Origin of the sequence: Marinobacter sp. DY40_1A1 (assembly GCF_016597815.1) — a bacterium.
Taxonomy (GTDB): Bacteria; Pseudomonadota; Gammaproteobacteria; order Pseudomonadales; family Oleiphilaceae; genus Marinobacter; species Marinobacter xiaoshiensis.
The window spans coordinates 101078-119883 of record NZ_VCHA01000003.1 but is presented as its reverse complement, the minus strand read 5'-3'; the positions used below and the strand labels follow the sequence as shown (position 1 = coordinate 119883).

General features: G+C 52.3%; 12 protein-coding genes. All 12 read left to right on the top strand.

What is annotated here, in order from left to right:
- Positions 1 to 54: 54 nt before the first annotated feature.
- The 12 genes from pepN (at position 55) to pheT (ending at position 18805) form a co-directional block, all read left to right on the top strand.
- Positions 55 to 2706 (top strand): aminopeptidase N, encoded by a 2652-nt coding sequence (pepN, locus tag FFI61_RS09035; RefSeq protein WP_200370014.1) that lies wholly within the window; start codon positions 55 to 57, stop codon positions 2704 to 2706.
- A gap of 183 nt (positions 2707 to 2889) precedes the next feature.
- A complete protein-coding gene (locus FFI61_RS09030) occupies positions 2890 to 4278 on the top strand; it encodes a DUF1329 domain-containing protein (RefSeq protein WP_200203752.1) in 1389 nt (462 codons plus the stop codon).
- A 162-nt stretch (positions 4279 to 4440) separates the two neighbouring features.
- Positions 4441 to 5589, top strand: coding sequence for a WD40/YVTN/BNR-like repeat-containing protein (locus tag FFI61_RS09025; protein ID WP_227714794.1), 1149 nt, complete (start codon positions 4441 to 4443; stop codon positions 5587 to 5589).
- A gap of 46 nt (positions 5590 to 5635) precedes the next feature.
- Positions 5636 to 8020: an efflux RND transporter permease subunit gene (locus tag FFI61_RS09020; RefSeq protein WP_200203754.1), complete on the top strand. Its 2385-nt coding sequence runs from the start codon at positions 5636 to 5638 to the stop codon at positions 8018 to 8020.
- Between the two features lie 182 nt (positions 8021 to 8202).
- Positions 8203 to 9186 carry a TAXI family TRAP transporter solute-binding subunit gene (locus tag FFI61_RS09015; protein WP_200370013.1) on the top strand — a complete coding sequence of 328 codons (984 nt, stop codon included), beginning with the start codon at positions 8203 to 8205 and terminating at the stop codon, positions 9184 to 9186.
- An 87-nt stretch (positions 9187 to 9273) separates the two neighbouring features.
- On the top strand, positions 9274 to 11883 hold the full coding sequence (locus FFI61_RS09010; protein ID WP_200203758.1) for a TRAP transporter permease: 2610 nt from the start codon (positions 9274 to 9276) through the stop codon (positions 11881 to 11883).
- Positions 11884 to 12060: 177 nt separating this feature from the next.
- On the top strand, positions 12061 to 13986 hold the full coding sequence (gene thrS, locus FFI61_RS09005) for a threonine--tRNA ligase (RefSeq protein ID WP_200370012.1): 1926 nt from the start codon (positions 12061 to 12063) through the stop codon (positions 13984 to 13986).
- 2 nt (positions 13987 to 13988) lie between these two features.
- Positions 13989 to 14528 carry a translation initiation factor IF-3 gene (gene infC / locus FFI61_RS09000; RefSeq protein ID WP_200204081.1) on the top strand — a complete coding sequence of 180 codons (540 nt, stop codon included), beginning with the start codon at positions 13989 to 13991 and terminating at the stop codon, positions 14526 to 14528.
- Between the two features lie 97 nt (positions 14529 to 14625).
- Positions 14626 to 14817 (top strand): 50S ribosomal protein L35, encoded by a 192-nt coding sequence (gene rpmI, locus FFI61_RS08995; protein WP_100639828.1) that lies wholly within the window; start codon positions 14626 to 14628, stop codon positions 14815 to 14817.
- 44 nt (positions 14818 to 14861) lie between these two features.
- Positions 14862 to 15215 carry a 50S ribosomal protein L20 gene (gene rplT, locus FFI61_RS08990; protein WP_200203762.1) on the top strand — a complete coding sequence of 118 codons (354 nt, stop codon included), beginning with the start codon at positions 14862 to 14864 and terminating at the stop codon, positions 15213 to 15215.
- 158 nt (positions 15216 to 15373) lie between these two features.
- Positions 15374 to 16372 carry a phenylalanine--tRNA ligase subunit alpha gene (gene pheS / locus FFI61_RS08985; protein ID WP_200203764.1) on the top strand — a complete coding sequence of 333 codons (999 nt, stop codon included), beginning with the start codon at positions 15374 to 15376 and terminating at the stop codon, positions 16370 to 16372.
- 60 nt (positions 16373 to 16432) lie between these two features.
- Positions 16433 to 18805, top strand: coding sequence for a phenylalanine--tRNA ligase subunit beta (gene pheT, locus FFI61_RS08980; protein ID WP_200370011.1), 2373 nt, complete (start codon positions 16433 to 16435; stop codon positions 18803 to 18805).
- The last annotated feature ends 1 nt before the right edge of the window (position 18806 follow it).

Sequence of the window (18806 nt, the reverse complement as noted above, 5' to 3'; positions counted from 1 at the left end):
ATTGCCTGATCGGCCCGGTATGGGCTGCTCAGGCTGGAAATCTGGAGACTATCAATGCGCACCAATCAGCCAACAACCATCCGCCTGAGCGAATACAAGGTGCCTGCGCACCTGGTAGATGCCGTCGACCTTCGCTTTGAGCTCTTTGACAATGGTGCAAGGGTGCACAGCACTTTAACGGTGCGCCGGAATCCGGAGTCCGCTGAGGAGTTTGCGCCCCTGGAGTTGGATGGCGATAGCCTCAAACTGGAACAGGTTATTTTGGATGGCCGGGAGTTGATGGCAGGTAATGACTATGATGAAACCGGTGCACAACTTGTTATAGCCAGGGTGCCCGCCCAGTTTGAATTAACAGTCGTAACCTGGATTGAGCCGCAGAACAACACCCGTCTCGAAGGGTTGTACAAATCTTCGGGAATGTTTTGTACCCAATGTGAAGCCGAGGGTTTCCGCTGCATTACCTATTTCCCGGATCGTCCCGATGTGATGGCGCGATACCGCACCCGTATTGAGGCAGACAAGGCGAGTTGCCCGGTGTTGCTGTCCAACGGCAATGACGTGGACAGAGGTGATCTCGAAGATGGTCGCCATTTCGTAACCTGGGAAGATCCATTTCCCAAGCCGAGCTACCTGTTTGCTCTGGTGGCCGGCGATCTGGTGGAAAAACAAGATACCTTTACAACCTGTTCCGGCCGGGAAATCGATTTGCGCATATTTGTCGAGCCACGTAATGCAGCCAAGTGCCAGCATGCCATGGACTCACTCAAGCGCTCCATGCGATGGGATGAAGAGGTGTATGGTCGCGAGTACGACCTGGATATCTTCATGATTGTTGCCGTCGATGACTTCAATATGGGAGCCATGGAGAACAAGGGTCTGAATATTTTTAACTCGTCCTGCGTCTTGGCAAGCCAGGAAACCGCAACCGACCTTGCGTTTCAGCGCATTGAATCCATTGTTGCCCATGAGTACTTCCATAACTGGTCTGGTAACAGGGTAACCTGCCGTGACTGGTTTCAGTTGAGCCTGAAGGAGGGGTTCACAGTATTCCGGGACTCTACCTTCTCTGCCGACATGGGCTCGCCAACGGTAAAGCGCATTGAAGACGTAACCCTGCTGCGCACGGCTCAGTTTGCCGAAGATGCCGGCCCGATGGCACATCCAGTGCGGCCGGCCTCGTACATGGAAATAAGTAACTTCTATACCCTGACCATTTATGAAAAGGGTGCGGAGGTGGTACGCATGATTCATACCCTGCTGGGGCCAGAGCTTTTCCGCAAGGGCAGTGATCTGTATTTCGAGCGCCATGATGGGCAGGCGGTCACCACCGATGATTTTGTGAAGGCGATGGAAGACGCATCCGGTCGGGATCTTACCCAGTTCCGCTTGTGGTACGACCAGGCGGGGACACCAGTGCTAACGGTGTCAGACGACTATGATTCCGAGCGCGGTGTGTACAGTCTCAAGATACAGCAGGCAATTCCTGATACGCCAGGGCAGACGAACAAGAAACCACAGCATATTCCTTTCGCTTTGGGCCTGCTGGGCGCGGAGGGGGAGGCTTTGCCTCTAAGGCTGGTGAGTACAGAAGATGCGGCGAGTGCGCCAACCGAACGGGTTCTTGAGCTAACAGAGGCAAGCCACACGTTTGAGTTTCATGGTCTGACGCAGAAGCCCGTGCCTTCGTTGCTTCGCCATTTTTCCGCGCCTGTGCGGCTGGTCTACCCATGGAGCCGAGAGCAGCTTGTATTTTTGATGAGCCATGATCCGGATGGCTTCAATCGTTGGGATGCCGGTCAGCGACTTGCTGTTGATGTAATCCAGTCACTGGTGGATTCCTCCGGGGCTGTTGATATTGATTCTCGCCTGGTGGAGGCATACCGAACCTTGCTGGCAGACAGGACGCTGGATCAGGCGCTGGTGGCGAAAATGCTCCATCTGCCTTCTGAGGCCTATCTGATTGAGCTGGCGGATAGCCCGGATGTGGCGGCAATTCACCGGACGCGCGAACAGGTGCTGAGCCATCTTGCAACCTCTCTCAGGGGTGAGTTGGTCGCCTGCTATCACCGTAATATGGATGACGGAGAGTACGAGGTAACACCTGAATCCGTCGCTCGTCGAAGCCTGAAGAATACGGCGCTCGCCTGGTTGCTGATGATCAACGACAATACCGGGCGCGATCTGGCTCTTCAGCAACTCCGCGAGGCCGATAACATGACCGATCGTATGGGTGCGCTGAGAGCGTTGGTTAACTCGGATTATGCAGAGGAAAGAAGCCAGGCCCTGGCAGATTTCTACGAGCACTTCCAGAGCGATCCCCAGGTTGTGGAGCAGTGGTTCTCCGTGCAGGCATCCAGCGACAGGGCTGGTCAGTTACCGCAGATTCAGGCACTTCTGAAACATCCAGCCTTTGACTGGAAAAACCCCAACAAGATACGTTCCGTTATTGGGGTGTTTGCAGGTCAGAATCTTGCGGCCTTCCATAATCCCGACGGGTCAGGCTATTCATTCCTTGCTGATCAGGTGTGTCGACTTGACGACAGCAATCCCCAGATTGCGGCACGGCTGGTTGCACCGTTGACGCGCTGGAAGAAGTTTGCACCTGCCTACAGCGCACTTATGCGTACTGCACTTGAACGGATTCGCGACAAGGCAGAGCTTTCGGCAGATCTTTATGAGGTTGTGCACAAAAGCCTTGAAGCCTGAGGTTTGGCTGGGGAAGGGGGCTGGCTGTGATTGATCGCACTTGATTACAGCCAGATACAAAATCGCACTTTCGATCGATAGACAACCTTGACGAATCGGCTACTCTGGTGGAAAGCCTGCCTTTCCATCAGGCAATAATAAAAAAGCCTTCCCATGGGCTTCCAGTTGAATTCAGGGCAATATATGAATCATAAAAAGAGTGCGATACTCGGGGGCTTGCTCGCCCTCACGATAGCATCATCCCCCTCTTGGGCTGCAGTTTCCTCCAGCGAAGCTTCCCGTCTCGGCAAGGACCTTACACCGTTTGGCTCCATCAAGGCTGGCAATGAATCCGGCACTATTCCGGAATGGACCGGCGGACTGACAGTGCCTCCGGCTGGCTATAAGGGGTCGGGGCAGCACCATATTGACCCCTTCCCGAACGACGAAGTGCTATTCACCATCAACGCGTCCAATAAAGATCAGTATGCAGAGCATCTGACGGACGGTGTTATGGCAATGTTTGAAACTTACCCGACAAGCTTCCGCATACCGGTCTACAAATCCCGTCGTACCCATGCAGTACCTGAGTGGGTGGCAGAGAACACCCGCGAGAATGCGGTGCAGGCGGAGATTGTTGGTAAGGGTGAAGGCCTGAAAGGTGCCTATGGCGGCTATCCGTTCCCCATTTTGAGTGGCAATGATGAGCAAAAAGCCTGGCAGGTTATCTGGAATCACCTGACCCGCTGGCGCGGAATTTCAGGCACGCGTCGCTCCAGTGAAGTTGCGGTCCAGAGCAATGGTGATTATTCGCTCGTGACCTCTCAGCAGGAAGCATTTTTCAACTTCTATAACCCTGAGGCGGATGAAAGTGAACTGGATAATATCATTTTCTACTACATCTCTTTCACTCAGTCTCCGCCCCGCCTCGCGGGCAGCGCCATCCTTATTCATGAAACCCTGAACCAGATCATCAGCCCGCGGAATGGTTGGGGTTATAACGCTGGGCAGCGCCGTGTAAGACGAGCTCCGAACCTGGGTTATGACTCTCCGATTGCATCGGCGGACAACCTTCGCACGGCGGATGACTCGGATATTTTTAACGGTGCTCTTGATCGTTATGACTGGACCTATGAAGGTTTGAAAGAAGTCTATGTTCCTTATAACAACTACCGTATTGGTGAAAAGGGTACCCGTTATTCGGAAATACTGGGTATGTCGCACATAAACCCGGACCTTACGCGCTGGGAGTTGCATCGTGTGCACGTGGTTGAGGCGACCCTGAAAAAAGGAGCGCGCCATATTTACGGAAAGCGTCGCTTTTACGTAGATGAGGACAGCTGGAACACCATACTACTGGACCAGTACGACGGTCGCGGCGAGTTGTGGCGCGTAACTATGGGTATCGCAAAAAATTATTATGAACTTCCAGGTGTGTGGACGGTTCTGGACGTCTATCATGATTTACAGGCCCGTCGTTATCATGTGCTTGGTCTGGATACGGAAGAACCCAATACTCGGGTCTTGACCGATGATATTCCGAACAAGCGTTACTATTCTCCGGCCTCCCTGCGCCGTCGGAGTGTTCGCTAAGGCGCGTGCTCAATTTATCAGTAGCGGGCTAAAACCGTAGTCTCCATGTTTGAGTCTGCGGGACAACATGCCGGTAACCCCAGGTGCCGGCATGTTTGCCGTTAATTGCCGGAGCTACCGGCCAGAGACTTACAGTTAAAAACAACACAATAGGCAATTTGAATGGCTAAAAGGTTGATGTGCAAGACGCTGGGGGCAGCCTGCCTCGGGCTTTCCATGGTTTGGACCGCGCCAGCCGCATTTGCGATTGCGGATCTCATTGAAACTCCGGCCCGCCAAACTGATCTGGCACCCACGAAACTCCTCAATGACGCCGCGCGCGCAGGCGATCGCATAGTTGCAGTGGGGGAGCGGGGACACATCATATACTCGGATGATGACGGGCAAACCTGGGTGCAGGGCAGTGTGCCCGTATCCGTTACCTTGACCGCTGTGGATTTCGGTACCGAGACACACGGCTGGGCCGTTGGTCATAGCGGCGTAGTGCTTCATACCGAAGATGCCGGAGAGAACTGGAGCCTTCAGCTAACCGGAACCGATGCCTCCAAACTGGCTATTGAAAGTAAGGAAGAGCAGGTCGCGGCCATGGAAGAGCGCATTGAAGAGGCGCCTGAATCCGAAAAGGCCGATCTTGAGTGGGCAATGGATGACCTGGTGTTTGTTATAGAAAACATGCAGTCAGACCTGGATATCGGCCCGGTAAACCCATTGCTCGGCGTATGGTTCGAGGATGACCAGCACGGCTTCGTCATAGGCGCCTATGGCATGATCCTGCGCACAGAAGATGGCGGTCGTACCTGGAGCGACTGGGCATCGCAGATCCAGAATGCTCAGAATTTCCACCTCAATGGCATGGCTCGTATTACCGGCGGAGCGCTTGTTATTGTTGGAGAGGCTGGGCAAATCCACGTTTCTGTCGATGGTGGAGACACCTGGGAGCGGCGCGAGAGTCCGTATGAGGGCTCGCTGTTTGGAGTGATAGGAACCGGTCAGGTTAACGAGCTTCTGGCCTTTGGCCTGCGTGGCAATATGCTCTTTTCAGCCGATCTGGGAAAAACTTGGCGCATGGTGCCTAACAGTGCAGGTGCTACGCTTAATGATGGTTCAGTGGCTGATGACGGCCGGATAACTCTGGTTGGAAATGGTGGCACAGTGCTTATGAGCACCAATGGCGCAGAGTCATTTCGTGAGCACTTCCGGAATGATCGCGCAGGCATTATGAGTGTTGTTCCGGTATCTGGAACCAATCTTCTTGTTGTGGGTGAAAGCGGCGTGAAAATTACTGACGCGCGCGGAAAGAACCTTCAATAACGCCCTGATGTGGCAACAACTGAAAAAATAATAGAGGGGCTTTTGAATGTCCAACCCGAACCATGACAGGGGTGAACACTACCTGACAACGCCTAAGGCAGAACCGTTTCTGGAGCGCCTGATTTTCAATAATCGGGCCGTAATCCTTATTGGCTTCCTGCTGTTGACGGTGTTTTTGGGCTATAACGCTGTAAAAATCCAGCCGGATGCGAGTTTTGAGCGAATGATCCCGCTTGAGCACCCGTATATCATCAATATGCTGGATCACCGGAACGACCTGGAAAACCTTGGCAACTTTGTACGTATTGCTGTGGAAACCAAAACCGGTGATATCTTTTCTGCGGAGTACATGGAAACTCTGAAGCAGATCACCGATGAGGTTTTTTATCTTAACGGTGTGGACCGCTCGGGCCTGAAAACCCTGTGGACGTCAAACGTTCGATGGGTAGAGGTCACGGAGCAGGGCTTCCAGGGCGGCAACGTTATTCCCGATGACTACGATGGCTCGCCGGCAAGTCTGGAAAATCTTCGCCAGAACATACTTCGTTCTAATGAAGTGGGGCGGCTGGTATCAGATAACTTCCGATCCACGATTGTGTATGCACCTCTGTATGAAAAGAATCCTGAAACCGGGGAGCCTCTGGATTACGCAACGTTTTCCCGGGATCTGGAAGAGAAAATACGGACCAAGTACGAAGCGCAAAACCCGAACATAAAAATTCATATCGTCGGTTTTGCTAAAAAAGTTGGCGACCTGATTGAGGGTATTGGGTCGATAGCCTGGTTTGCTGGCATTACCATTCTACTGACAACCCTGCTGTTGTTCTGGTACTCCCGCTGCATCACCGGCACGTTGGTGCCTGTGTTCACCTCGATTGTTGCGGTGTTCCTGCAGTTAGGAGCCTTGAGGCTTTTGGGATACGGGCTCGACCCTTATTCGGTACTCGTGCCGTTCCTTGTATTTGCCATTGGTATCAGTCACGGCGTACAAATTGTAAATGCCATGGCGGTAGAAGCGGCGAAAGGCTTTGATGCTGTAACTGCTGCTCGCCTGGCATTCCGGGCGCTTTATATTCCGGGCATGTTGGCGTTGGTTTCCGATGCGTTTGGCTTCCTCACACTGTTCTTCATCGAAATTGATGTTATTCGGGATCTGGCCATTGCGGCCGGCTTGGGTGTGGCTTTTGTTATCATCACCAACCTGGTGCTCCACGTACTGATCATGTCTTACCTTGGTATTTCCAAGGGTGGCGTGCGCCACGTGCAGAATCACGGCGAAAAGCAGGATCGCAAATGGCGCCTGATGTCCTACTTTGCGCACCCCGGTGTCGCTCCAATTTCACTGCTTATTGCTGTGGTTGGTCTGGGTCTTGGCCTCTACTACAAGCAGGACCTTAAAGTTGGGGATCTGGATCAGGGCGCTCCTGAGCTTCGTGCCGACTCGCGCTACAACCTGGATAATGCCTACATCATCGACAACTACTCTACGAGTGCCGATGTATTGGTTGTGATGGTGAAAACTCCAGAAGAGCAGTGCACCCAGTACAATGTGTTACGTGCTATGGATTCACTGCAGTGGGAGCTTCAAAACACTCCTGGCGTTCAATCCTCTGCTTCGCTTGCTGACGTGTCCAAAATCGTTACCAAGGCTTTGAACGAGGGGAACTGGAAGTGGTATGAAATTTCCCGCAACCAGACCATCATCAACGCATCCATCCGTGAGGCGCCGTCCGGCCTTATCAACACCACGTGTAGCCTGACGCCTGTGCTGGTTTTTCTTGAAGACCACAAGGCAGAGACCCTGGAGACAGTGGTTGAGCGGGTGGAAGAATTTGCCAACAATAACAGTAACGATGAACACACGTTCCTGCTTGGCGCCGGTAACGCTGGTGTTGAAGCGGCTACCAACGAGGTTATCGCCAACGCCAAGGATATGATGCTAATCCTGGTTTACAGTGTGGTGAGCTTGCTGTGCTTTGCGACCTTCCGTTCTGTGAGAGCTGTGCTGTGTATTGTTGTCCCGTTAGGGCTGACATCGATTCTTTGTGAAGCGATCATGGCCGTGTCGGGTATTGGTATCAAGGTGGCAACCCTTCCGGTTATAGCACTTGGTGTAGGTATCGGTGTGGATTACGGTATCTATATTTACAGCAAGCTTGAGAAGTATCTGCTGGATGGCAAACCACTTCAGGAAGCTTACTTCGAAACTCTGCGTTCAACCGGTAAGGCCGTTATGTTTACCGGTGTTACACTTGGGCTTGGCGTAGTGACCTGGATCTTCTCGCCAATCAAGTTCCAGGCAGATATGGGCTTCTTGCTGTTCTTCATGTTCCTCTGGAATATGATTGGCGCAATCTGGCTGCTTCCTGCGCTTGCGCGATTCTTGCTACGGCCAGATCAAATGGTCGCCAAGGCTCGTGCTGCCAAATAGGAATGTCTACAACAAAAAAGCCCGCTTATGCGGGCTTTTTTGTTGTCCACTCAACTGGTTAGCGTGCTACCTCAAGCTTTATTTATGACGCAAAGTGGTCTATGTTCTATGGTGAGCGTGACACTTGCCCCCGTGCTCAGGCGGGCAGTTGATTACAACGATGATAATAAGGAATGATTCATATGACACTGAAACTTAAAGCCTCTGCATTTGCTATTGCTGCGGCTGTTACCTTGGGTGCTGCTTCTACCGCTGTTTCTGCGCAGGAGCAACGCTTTGTTACTATCGGAACCGGTGGTGTTACCGGTGTTTATTATCCGGCGGGTGGTGCTATTTGCCGCTTGGTCAATATGGATCGCAAAGAACACGGCATCCGCTGTTCCGTTGAGAGCACCGGCGGTTCTGTATACAACCTGAACGCAATCCGCCAAGGTGAGCTGGATCTTGCAGTTGCCCAGTCTGATTGGCAGTACCACGCATTTAACGGCACCAGCCAGTTCAAAGACGACGGCCCTAACAAGAAGCTTCGTGCTGTGTTCTCACTGCACCCTGAACCGTTCACCGTGGTAGCCAGCAAAGGCTCAGGCATCAAGAACTTTGAAGACCTTGCCGGTAAGCGGGTTTCTGTGGGTAACCCGGGCTCAGGCCAGCGTGCCACAGCCGAAGTGCTGATGAATGAAATGGGCTGGACCATGGACAAGTTCTCTCTGGCGGCCGAGTTGAAGGCGGCTGAGCAGTCCCAGGCCTTGTGTGATGGCAACATTGATGCATTCTTCTACACCGTTGGTCACCCATCTGGTGCTATCAAGGAAGCAACCACGTCTTGCGACAGCGTTCTGGTAAATGTTTACAACAACTCAGCCAAAAAGCTGATCGATGACAACCCGTATTACCGGAAAGCTGTTATTCCAGGCGGCATGTACCGCGGTTCTGATAACGACGTAACCACATTTGGTGTCGCCGCTACCTTCGTATCCTCAACGGATGTGCCCGACGACGTGGTGTATGAAGTGGTTAAAGCAGTATTCGAGAACTTTGACAGCTTCAAGCGTTTGCACCCTGCATTCGCGAATCTGAACAAGAGTGAAATGGTGGCTGATGCCTTGAGTGCGCCTTTGCACCCGGGTGCGGCCAAGTACTACAAAGAAGCTGGCCTGATCGATTAATTCGATCCCGGACGCTTGAGTTGGCTGCGGGCAATCTCTGCCCGCAGCTTTAATCTTTCTATCGTTTCCCTCTGACAGGATTCTGCTATGACCAATAGCGACCCGAGAGCCGGGGATGGTATCGATAAGCAGAAGGTAGAGGAGTTTCTTCAAACCGAATCCGGTGGAAGGGCTGCAACCGGATCTGCTGCGATCATCCTTTTTGGTGTTCCTTTGCTCTGGTCTCTTTTCCAGCTTTGGATAGCATCACCACTACCCTATATTTTCGAATTTGGCGTACTCAACTCTACGGAGTCGCGTTCGATTCACTTGGCATTCGCATCATTCCTGGCGTTTGCGGCTTTCCCAATGATCCGGGGGAAGCAGACGAATAAAGTGCCGATTTACGATTGGTTGCTGGCCCTCGCAGCTGCAGGGACAGCCTCATATCTTTACGTTTTCTATGATCAACTGGCAAGTCGCCCAGGATCCCCTAATACACAGGATCTTGTGGTCGCTCTGGCGGGCCTGGTTCTGTTGCTGGAGGCCACACGCCGCGCGCTGGGCTTGCCGCTGACGATTGTTGCCGGGGTCTTCATCATATACTCCCTCGCTGGCCCCCACATGCCAGATGTGATCTCCCACAAAGGGGCGAGCCTCAATAAGTTGGCTTCGCATCAGTGGTTGGGCACCGAAGGTGTTTTCGGTGTTGCTTTGGGCGTTTCAACCAGCTTTGTATTCCTGTTTGTGCTGTTCGGTGCACTGCTTGAGCGTGCCGGCGCCGGGAATTATTTCATCAAAGTTGCTTACGCCATGCTCGGCCACATGCGTGGAGGGCCCGCCAAAGCGGCGGTTGTTGCCAGTGGTCTCAGTGGCATTATTTCCGGTTCCTCGATTGCCAACGTGGTCACCACGGGTACCTTCACCATCCCGCTTATGAAGAAGGTCGGTTTTCCAGCAACCAAAGCGGGTGCGGTAGAAGTTGCAGCCTCGACCAACGGGCAGCTAACGCCGCCTATCATGGGCGCTGCAGCATTTTTGATGGTTGAATATGTGGGTATTTCTTACCTTGAGGTGATCAAGCACGCCATTCTTCCAGCAATGATTTCCTACGTGGCGCTGATTTATATCGTGCACCTTGAAGCCTGCAAAATGAACATGATCGGTGTGGAGCGCTTGAACAAGCCGACACTCGCTCAGCGCATGCTTGTGTGGGTGATGATTCTGCTAGGGCTGAGCGTGCTTACACTGGCTGTGTATTACGGCGTGGGTTGGATGAAAGACGTGTTCGGCAGCGCAGCTATGTGGGTGCTTACGCCCCTGCTGATAGCGATTTACATCGCACTTGTGGGCTATGGATCGAGGTTCCCGGACCTGGAGGATGATGATCCGAACGCACTTATGGATCAATTGCCCCCGGTGGGGCCAACGGTGAAAACCGGTCTGTATTTTCTTTTGCCTGTTGTGGTGCTGGTTTGGTGCCTCACGGTTGAGCGGTTCTCGCCGCAGCTGTCAGCATTCTGGGCCACGGTGTTCATGGTGTTTATCATTATTACCCAACGGCCGTTGAAAGCTTTCTTCAAAAACAGCGGTGATTATTTTGGTGGCCTGAAGCAGGGTGGAGTAGACCTGACCCAGTCACTGGTCACTGGCGCCCGCAACATGGTGGGCATTGGTGTGGCCACTGCCACTGCGGGTATCGTGGTGGGCACTGTGACATTGACCGGTATCGGCCTGGTTATGACGCAGTTCGTAGAGTTTATCTCCGGCGGTAACCTGCTTCTGATGCTGAGCTTCACCGCTGTCATCAGTTTGATTCTCGGTATGGGGCTGCCTACTACGGCTAACTATATTGTGGTGTCTACCTTGATGGCGCCGGTCATCGTTACTCTGGGCGCAGAAAACGGCTTGTTGGTACCACTGATTGCCGTGCACCTGTTCGTGTTCTATTTCGGCATACTGGCTGATGACACGCCTCCGGTGGGATTGGCGGCTTACGCTGCTGCAGCGATTTCCGGGGCGGATCCGATAAGAACGGGTATACAAGGCTTCACCTACGACATACGGACAGCGATTCTGCCGTTCATGTTCATCTTCAACACTCAGTTGTTGCTGATCGGGCTAACTGGCTGGTTCGACTTGTTGGTGACTGTATTTAGTGCCGTGACTGCAATGCTGGTTTTCTCTGCAGCTACCCAGGGCTTCTGGTTTACCAAAACCCGTTGGTGGGAAACCATTGGCCTTCTGCTGATTACCTTCACTCTGTTCCGTCCCGGTTTCTGGTGGGATGAGATATACCCGCCCACTAACGACCGTCCCGGTTCGGAGTTAATGCAGCACATTGATGAAGTGGCACCAGGTCAGCCCATTATTCTGCAGGCCACCGGTATGTCGCTGTCAGGTGACGATGTCTCCAAATACCTGAAGTTGCCACTGCCTGCAGCCGAAACGCCAGAGAAACGGCTGGCGGCGGCCGGGCTGGAGGTATCTGAAGCCGGTGACGTGATGAACGTCGAGTTCGTCAATTTTGGCAGCGATGCTGAAAAGGCGGGACTCAACTTTGGCTGGACGATAGATATAGTACAGGTGAAAAACCCACGTCCACCTAAAGAGTTGATGTTCATTCCAGCGCTGCTTTTGCTCGCGCTTTTGGCCTTTGTGCAGTTACGACGAAGGGCGGGTGAGGGCGAGCGGCCAGCATTCGTTCCCTCCCCATAGGCAGGCCAGCAAGCCTCGTAAAGGCGCAGTAAGGCCCTAAGTAAACCCCGGCATTAACCCGTCGGGGTTTTTTCTGTTAAACTACGCCCCGAAACGGCTCGCGGTTTGTATCGCGGAACGCCGTCACCATGTGATCTCTGGTATAGATCACCGCTGAGTACTTAACAGGAGCTTTTCATGCCCGTCATAACCCTGCCGGATGGCAGTCACCGTAGTTTCGCAGAACCCGTTACCGTACACGATGTTGCCGCTGACATTGGTGCTGGCTTGGCCAAAGCCGCACTTGCCGGCAAAGTAGACGGCCAGCTTGTGGATACCAGCTATCGGATCGAACAGGATTCCGAGCTTGCCATTATCACTGAGCGTGATGAAGAGGGCGTTGATGTAATTCGTCACTCTACCGCTCACTTGCTTGCTATGGCGGTTAAAGAGCTGTTTCCTTCGGCTCAGGTGACTATCGGGCCGGTTATAGACAACGGCTTCTACTACGACTTTAAATTCGATCGGCCTTTTACCAATGAGGATCTGGCCAGAATCGAGAAGCGCATGGAAGAGCTTGCGAAACAGGATATGCCGGTATCCCGCTCTGTGCTTTCCCGCAGTGAAGCGGTAAAGCTGTTCGATGAGATGGGCGAGGAGTATAAAGTTCGGATTATTGAAGATATTCCGGGTGATGAAGATCTGTCTTTCTATCGCCAAGGCGATTTTATCGATCTGTGTCGCGGCCCTCACGTGCCCAGCACCGGCAAGCTTAAAGCGTTTAAATTGACTAAGGTTTCCGGCGCGTTCTGGCGTGGCGATACCAATAATGAGCAGTTGCAGCGGGTTTATGGCACTGCCTGGGGTAATAAAAAGGACCTCAAAGCCTACCTGCATCGCCTGGAAGAAGCAGAAAAACGTGACCACCGAAAACTCGGTAAGAAACTGGATCTTTTCCATATGCAGGAAGAGTCGCCAGGTATGGTGTTCTGGCACCCGGACGGCTGGACGGTGTATCAGGAAATAGAGCAATACATGCGCTCAATGCTGCACCGTCACGGCTATAAAGAGATCAAAACGCCGCAGGTGGTCTCCCGTAGCTTGTGGGAGAAGTCCGGGCATTGGGACAAGTTCCGTGATGATATGTTTACCACGGAATCTGAGAAGCACGATTTCGCCATCAAGCCAATGAACTGCCCTTGCCATATTCAGGTATTTAACCAGGGCTTGAAGAGCTATAAGGATCTTCCGCTGCGGCTCGCTGAGTTTGGCTCCTGCCACCGTAATGAAGCCTCTGGAGCACTGCACGGCTTGATGCGGGTGCGTGGCTTTACTCAGGATGATGCTCACATTTTCTGCGAGGAAGATGCGGTTCAGCCAGAAGTGTCCAAGTTTATTGAGCTTCTTCATGAAGTGTATGAAGACTTCGGGTTTGAAGAAATTCTGTACAAGCTTTCTACCCGCCCCGAAAAACGTGTGGGCTCGGATGAAGTTTGGGATAAAGCTGAGGCTGCTCTGGAAGAAGCACTTAATCGCGAAGGTGTGGACTGGGAGTTGTTGCCGGGCGAAGGCGCGTTCTATGGCCCGAAAATTGAGTTTTCTCTCAAGGACTGTATCGGACGGGTTTGGCAGTGTGGCACTATTCAGGTAGATTTCTCTATGCCTGGCCGCCTTGGTGCTCAGTATGTGGCAGATAACTCCGAGCGTAAAACGCCAGTTATGCTGCATCGAGCAGTACTTGGCTCTTTTGAGCGGTTTATTGGTATCCTGATAGAAGAGTATGAGGGCGCGTTCCCTACATGGCTTGCTCCAACTCAGGTCGCCATTCTCAATATTACCGATAATCAGCGTGATTATTGTCAGGATCTAGCGAAAAAGTTGGATTCTTTGGGCTTTAGGGTTAATGCTGACTTGAGAAACGAGAAGATCGGCTTTAAAATCCGCGAGCATACAATTAACAAAGTTCCCTTTCTTGCCGTTGTCGGCGATAAAGAAGTCGAAAACAACTCCGTTGCGGTGAGAACCCGCAAAGGTGAAGATTTGGGAACCCTATCGCTCGAAGCGTTCGAACAACTTCTGAAAGAAGATGTTGAGCGCAAGGGCAGAATCAAGACGGAGATTTAACTATTAAACAGCGAACGAATCGGGGTGGGCGTACTCCAAAGGCGCCGATCAATGAGAATATTGATGCAACTGAAGTCCGCCTGATAGATGCCGAGGGCACGCAGGTGGGTGTAGTTCCGATCGCAGAGGCCCTCAAGATGGCAGAGGAGGCGACCCTGGATCTGGTACAGGTTACAGATTCCGATCCGATCGTCTGTAAAATAATGGACTATGGCAAAAAGGTCTTCGACGAGAAAAAGGCGAAGGCTGCTGCCAAGAAGAAGCAAAAACAGACGCAAGTCAAAGAGCTTAAGTTCCGACCAGGAACTGAAGAAGGGGATTATCAGGTAAAACTACGCAACCTGGTACGTTTCCTTGAAGGCGGGGACCGCGGCAAGATCACTATCCGGTTCCGTGGCCGTGAGATGGCACACCAGGAAATTGGTATGAAACTCATGGAGCGCATCGAGGCAGATATCGAAGCGCTGGCACAGGTAGAAATGCGGCCCAAAATGGAAGGCCGGCAGATGACCATGATTGTGGCTCCCCGCAAAAAGAAGTGAATCTGATTCAGTGATGAATCCCCTGCCTGACGGTAGGGGTTTTGTCGTTCAGGTTCATATTGATGTATTAAAAAAACAGAATGCGGAGTTTTAAAAAATGCCTAAGATGAAAACGAAGAGTGGAGCGGCCAAGCGGTTCAAGAAAACTGCTACCGGCTTCAAGCACAAGTCAGCCTTCACCAGTCACATCCTGACCAAGAAGAGCCCTAAGCGTAAGCGTCAGCTGCGTGGTACTTCATTGGTTGCCAAATCTGATGTGGCATCCGTAAAGCGTATGCTCCGTAAGTAACGCAGCAAACACTCTCAACGGTTTTAAGGTAGAAGGATTAAGGTATGGCTCGTGTTAAACGTGGCGTGGTTGCACGTCGTCGTCACAAGAAGATTTTAAAGCAGGCCAAGGGTTACTACGGAGCTCGTAGCCGTGTATTCCGCGTTGCCAAGCAAGCGGTTATCAAAGCCGGTCAGTATGCGTATCGCGACCGTCGTAACCGTAAGCGTGCTTTCCGCGCACTGTGGATTGCTCGTATCAACGCTGGCGCCCGGGCTAACGGCCTGTCTTACAGCCGTTTGATCGCTGGCCTGAAAAAGGCAAATGTTGAGATCGATCGTAAGGTTCTGGCCGATCTGGCCATGAACGAGCAGCAGGCGTTTGCCGCTGTTGTTGAGACGGCAAAAGCATCTCTCTGATCGCTTAGCTCTTTCATCGATTACGAATCGAGCCGGTGCCAAGCGCAGATTTATTCGCGTATCAGGCGCCGTTTAATAGGGGAAGGGCACGCTCTTCCCCTATTTTTGTTTAAAGATTTCTTTTTTGAAATCCTCATTTCTGGTTTGGAGCAGGGTCAATGGAAAACCTGGAGCAACTGGTTCAGGACGGTTTAACGGCGGTCGAAAAAGCCGACAGCTTGCAGGCGCTTGATCAAATTCGTGTTGAATATCTTGGCAAAAAAGGCGCTATTACCCAGCAGGCCAAAACCTTGGGTAAGCTTTCCGCCGAAGAGCGACCCGCCGCCGGCCAGAAGATAAATGAGGCGAAAGGACAGGTTGAACAGGCGATTAACGTCAAACGCAGCGACCTGGAGCGAGTTGCCATTGAGCAAAAACTTGCTGGCGAATCCATTGATGTAAGTTTGCCCGGACGAGGTCAGGACCTGGGTGGATTGCATCCGGTGACTCGCACACTGCAGCGTATCGAAGAATTCTTCTCCCGTGCCGGCTACACCGTAGAGCAAGGCCCGGAGATTGAGGACGATTACCACAACTTCGAAGCGCTCAATATTCCTGGCCACCACCCGGCCCGTGCTATGCACGATACTTTCTATTTCAATCCCGGTACCTTGTTGCGCACCCATACCTCTCCAGTGCAGATTCGCACCATGGAGGCTGGTAAGCCGCCGTTCCGTATGATTTGCCCGGGGCGTGTGTATCGTTGCGATTCGGATATGACCCACACCCCTATGTTTCATCAGGTTGAGGGGCTGCTGGTTGAGAAAAATGTCAGTTTTGCTGATCTGAAGAGCACAGTAGAGGAATTTCTACGGGTGTTTTTTGAGCGTGATCTTCAGGTTCGTTTCCGGCCATCTTATTTCCCGTTTACCGAACCTTCTGCTGAGGTGGATATTGAGTGGGGGCGCGAAGCCGATGGCAGTATCAAATGGCTTGAGGTTATGGGGTGCGGCATGGTTCACCCGAACGTGTTTGGGCACTGCGGTATTGATGCCGAGGAATATCGCGGCTTTGCATTCGGCATGGGCGTTGAGCGCCTGGCGATGCTCCGCTATGGCGTGAACGACCTGCGTATGTTCTTCGAGAACGATTTGCGCTTTTTACGCCAATTCCGTTAATAACACGTTTTACGGCATCCGAATCAAACGTCGAAACCGCATCAGAACAAGGCATTTACCATGAAATTCAGTGAGCAGTGGCTGCGCGAATGGGTCAACCCGGAAATCAACTCCCAGGAGTTGATGGATCAGATAACCATGGCAGGGTTGGAAGTCGATGGCTTCGAACCTGTGGCTGGCAAATTTGAGGGCGTCGTCGTTGGAGAGGTTCAATCTGTTGAGCCTCATCCGGACGCAGACAAACTGCGTGTATGCCAGGTAAGCGATGGCACCCAGGTTGTTCAGGTTGTGTGTGGGGCCCCTAATGTACGTCAGGGTCTGAAGGTACCTTTTGCAGTGGTTGGTGCAGTGTTGCCCGGTGCTTTTAAAATCCGCAAGGCCAAGCTTCGCGGCCAGCCGTCTGAAGGCATGCTGTGCTCTGAGTCTGAGCTGGGTTTGTCTGAAAGGCATGAGGGCTTGATGGAGTTACCCTTTGATGCACCCGTCGGAGCATCCTTGAGTGACTATCTCAAGCTGAATGATGTGGCCATCGATGTGGATTTGACTCCCAACCGTAGCGATTGCCTTTCAATTAAAGGTATTGCCCGTGAGGTTGGCGTTCTGAACAGCCTGGTTCCAGAGGCTCCGCAGATTGAGCCAGTAGAAGCTGTGCACTCAGAAGTTCCCGATATCCGCGTGGATGCACCGGAAGGTTGCCCCCGCTACCTGGGGCGTATTCTCCGAAATGTGAACCTCCAAGCCGAAACACCCTTGTGGATGCAGGAAAAGCTCCGCCGTTCCGGCGTGCGTTCGATTGATGCAGCTGTGGATGTGACCAACTTCGTGATGCTGGAGCAGGGCCAGCCAATGCATGCGTTTGATCGCGATGAAATCAGTGCGGGCATTATTGTTCGTATGGCGCGCCCCGCTGAAAAGCTGGTTCTGTTGGATGGGCAGGAAGTCGAGCTTACTGAGCAGACGTTGGTGATTGCCGACCATGAAAAGCCAATAGCCATCGCAGGCGTTATGGGTGGCGAGCACTCGGGTGTAAGTGCAAAGACCCGTGATTTGGTACTCGAGGCAGCCTATTTCGACCCGATAACACTTGCTGGCAAGGCTCGTCACTTTGGCTTGCATACAGACGCCTCTCATAGGTTTGAGCGTGGGGTAGATTACGAGCTTGCCCGTGACGCTATGGAGCGAGCAACCCAGCTGCTGATGGATATCGTAGGCGGTGAGCCTGGAGAAATCGTTGAAGTGTCCAGCGCCAAGCATTTGCCAAAGGCGCGCTCAATTGACTTGCGATCCAAACGCTTGGCGGATGTGCTCGGTCTGGAAATTGACCGCACAACGGTTGAGGAAATTCTTATCCGGCTAGGATTTCGTGTTGATAAACTCCTGAAGGATGGCTGGCGGATTATGGTGCCCAGCTTCCGTCCGGATATATCCATTGAGGAAGACCTGATTGAAGAAGTTGGCCGCATCTATGGTTACAACAATCTTCCGGTCACCGAACCTACGGGCTCTCTCGGGTTGCGTGTAAATGACGAAGCAACCCGGCCAGTGTCTGCCATACAGAATTACTTTGTTTCTCATGGCTACCAGGAAGCGATTACCTACAGTTTTGTAGATCCGAAAGTACAAGCGCAGGTGGATCCCGAGCATGAAGGTATTGCTTTGGCGAATCCTATTTCTTCGGATTTGTCCGTTATGCGAACCACCCTCTGGAGTGGTTTGCTGAAAACGGTTGCTCACAATCAGAATCGTCAGCAACCACGGATACGTTTGTTCGAGACAGGTTTGCGCTTTTTGCACGATGGCCAGAGAATTGATCAACAGCCCATGTTGGCAGGTGTTGTTGTTGGCCCCCAATATCCTGAAAACTGGGTAAACGGTCGCAGAACTGCAGATTTTTTTGATGTAAAAGGTGAGTTGGAAGGTCTTTTCAGTTTGCTGGGTATTCAAATCGGGTTTGTTGGCAGCCGGCACCCGGCTTTACACCCAGGTCAGACTGCCGAGCTAATCCGGGATGGGGAGCATGTAGGCTGGCTGGGCACACTGCATCCACAAGTTCAGAAAAATCTTGAACTTAATGGCACCATTCTAATGTTTGAGCTATCCTTGAATTCGGTCATTACGGGATATGTGCCTAATTTCAAAGAAATTTCGAAATTCCCGGAAGTTCGACGGGATTTGGCGATCATTATTGGTAATGATGTCTCGTTTGCTGACGTAGAGCGTGTAGCCCGCAAGCATGCCGGCGAGCGATTAACAGCGTTGCGTGCGTTTGATGTTTATGAAGGTGAAAGTCTGGGCGAGGGTAATCGTAGTCTGGCTCTCAGTTTGTTCTGGCAGCATCCTGAACGCACGTTGAATGAAGATGAAGTGCATTCGCTCTTTAATGGTGTTATCAACGCACTGAAGGAAGAGCTGGGGGCAACACTGAGGAGTTGAG

Coding starts and splice junctions, on each gene's coding strand:
- FFI61_RS09025 (WP_227714794.1), top strand. CDS start 4,441: ATGGCTAAAAGGTTGATGTGCAAGACGCTGGGGGCAGCCTGCCTCGGG.
- pepN (WP_200370014.1), top strand. CDS start 55: ATGCGCACCAATCAGCCAACAACCATCCGCCTGAGCGAATACAAGGTG.
- FFI61_RS09010 (WP_200203758.1), top strand. CDS start 9,274: ATGACCAATAGCGACCCGAGAGCCGGGGATGGTATCGATAAGCAGAAG.
- pheT (WP_200370011.1), top strand. CDS start 16,433: ATGAAATTCAGTGAGCAGTGGCTGCGCGAATGGGTCAACCCGGAAATC.
- rpmI (WP_100639828.1), top strand. CDS start 14,626: ATGCCTAAGATGAAAACGAAGAGTGGAGCGGCCAAGCGGTTCAAGAAA.
- pheS (WP_200203764.1), top strand. CDS start 15,374: ATGGAAAACCTGGAGCAACTGGTTCAGGACGGTTTAACGGCGGTCGAA.
- thrS (WP_200370012.1), top strand. CDS start 12,061: ATGCCCGTCATAACCCTGCCGGATGGCAGTCACCGTAGTTTCGCAGAA.
- FFI61_RS09020 (WP_200203754.1), top strand. CDS start 5,636: ATGTCCAACCCGAACCATGACAGGGGTGAACACTACCTGACAACGCCT.
- rplT (WP_200203762.1), top strand. CDS start 14,862: ATGGCTCGTGTTAAACGTGGCGTGGTTGCACGTCGTCGTCACAAGAAG.
- FFI61_RS09030 (WP_200203752.1), top strand. CDS start 2,890: ATGAATCATAAAAAGAGTGCGATACTCGGGGGCTTGCTCGCCCTCACG.
- FFI61_RS09015 (WP_200370013.1), top strand. CDS start 8,203: ATGACACTGAAACTTAAAGCCTCTGCATTTGCTATTGCTGCGGCTGTT.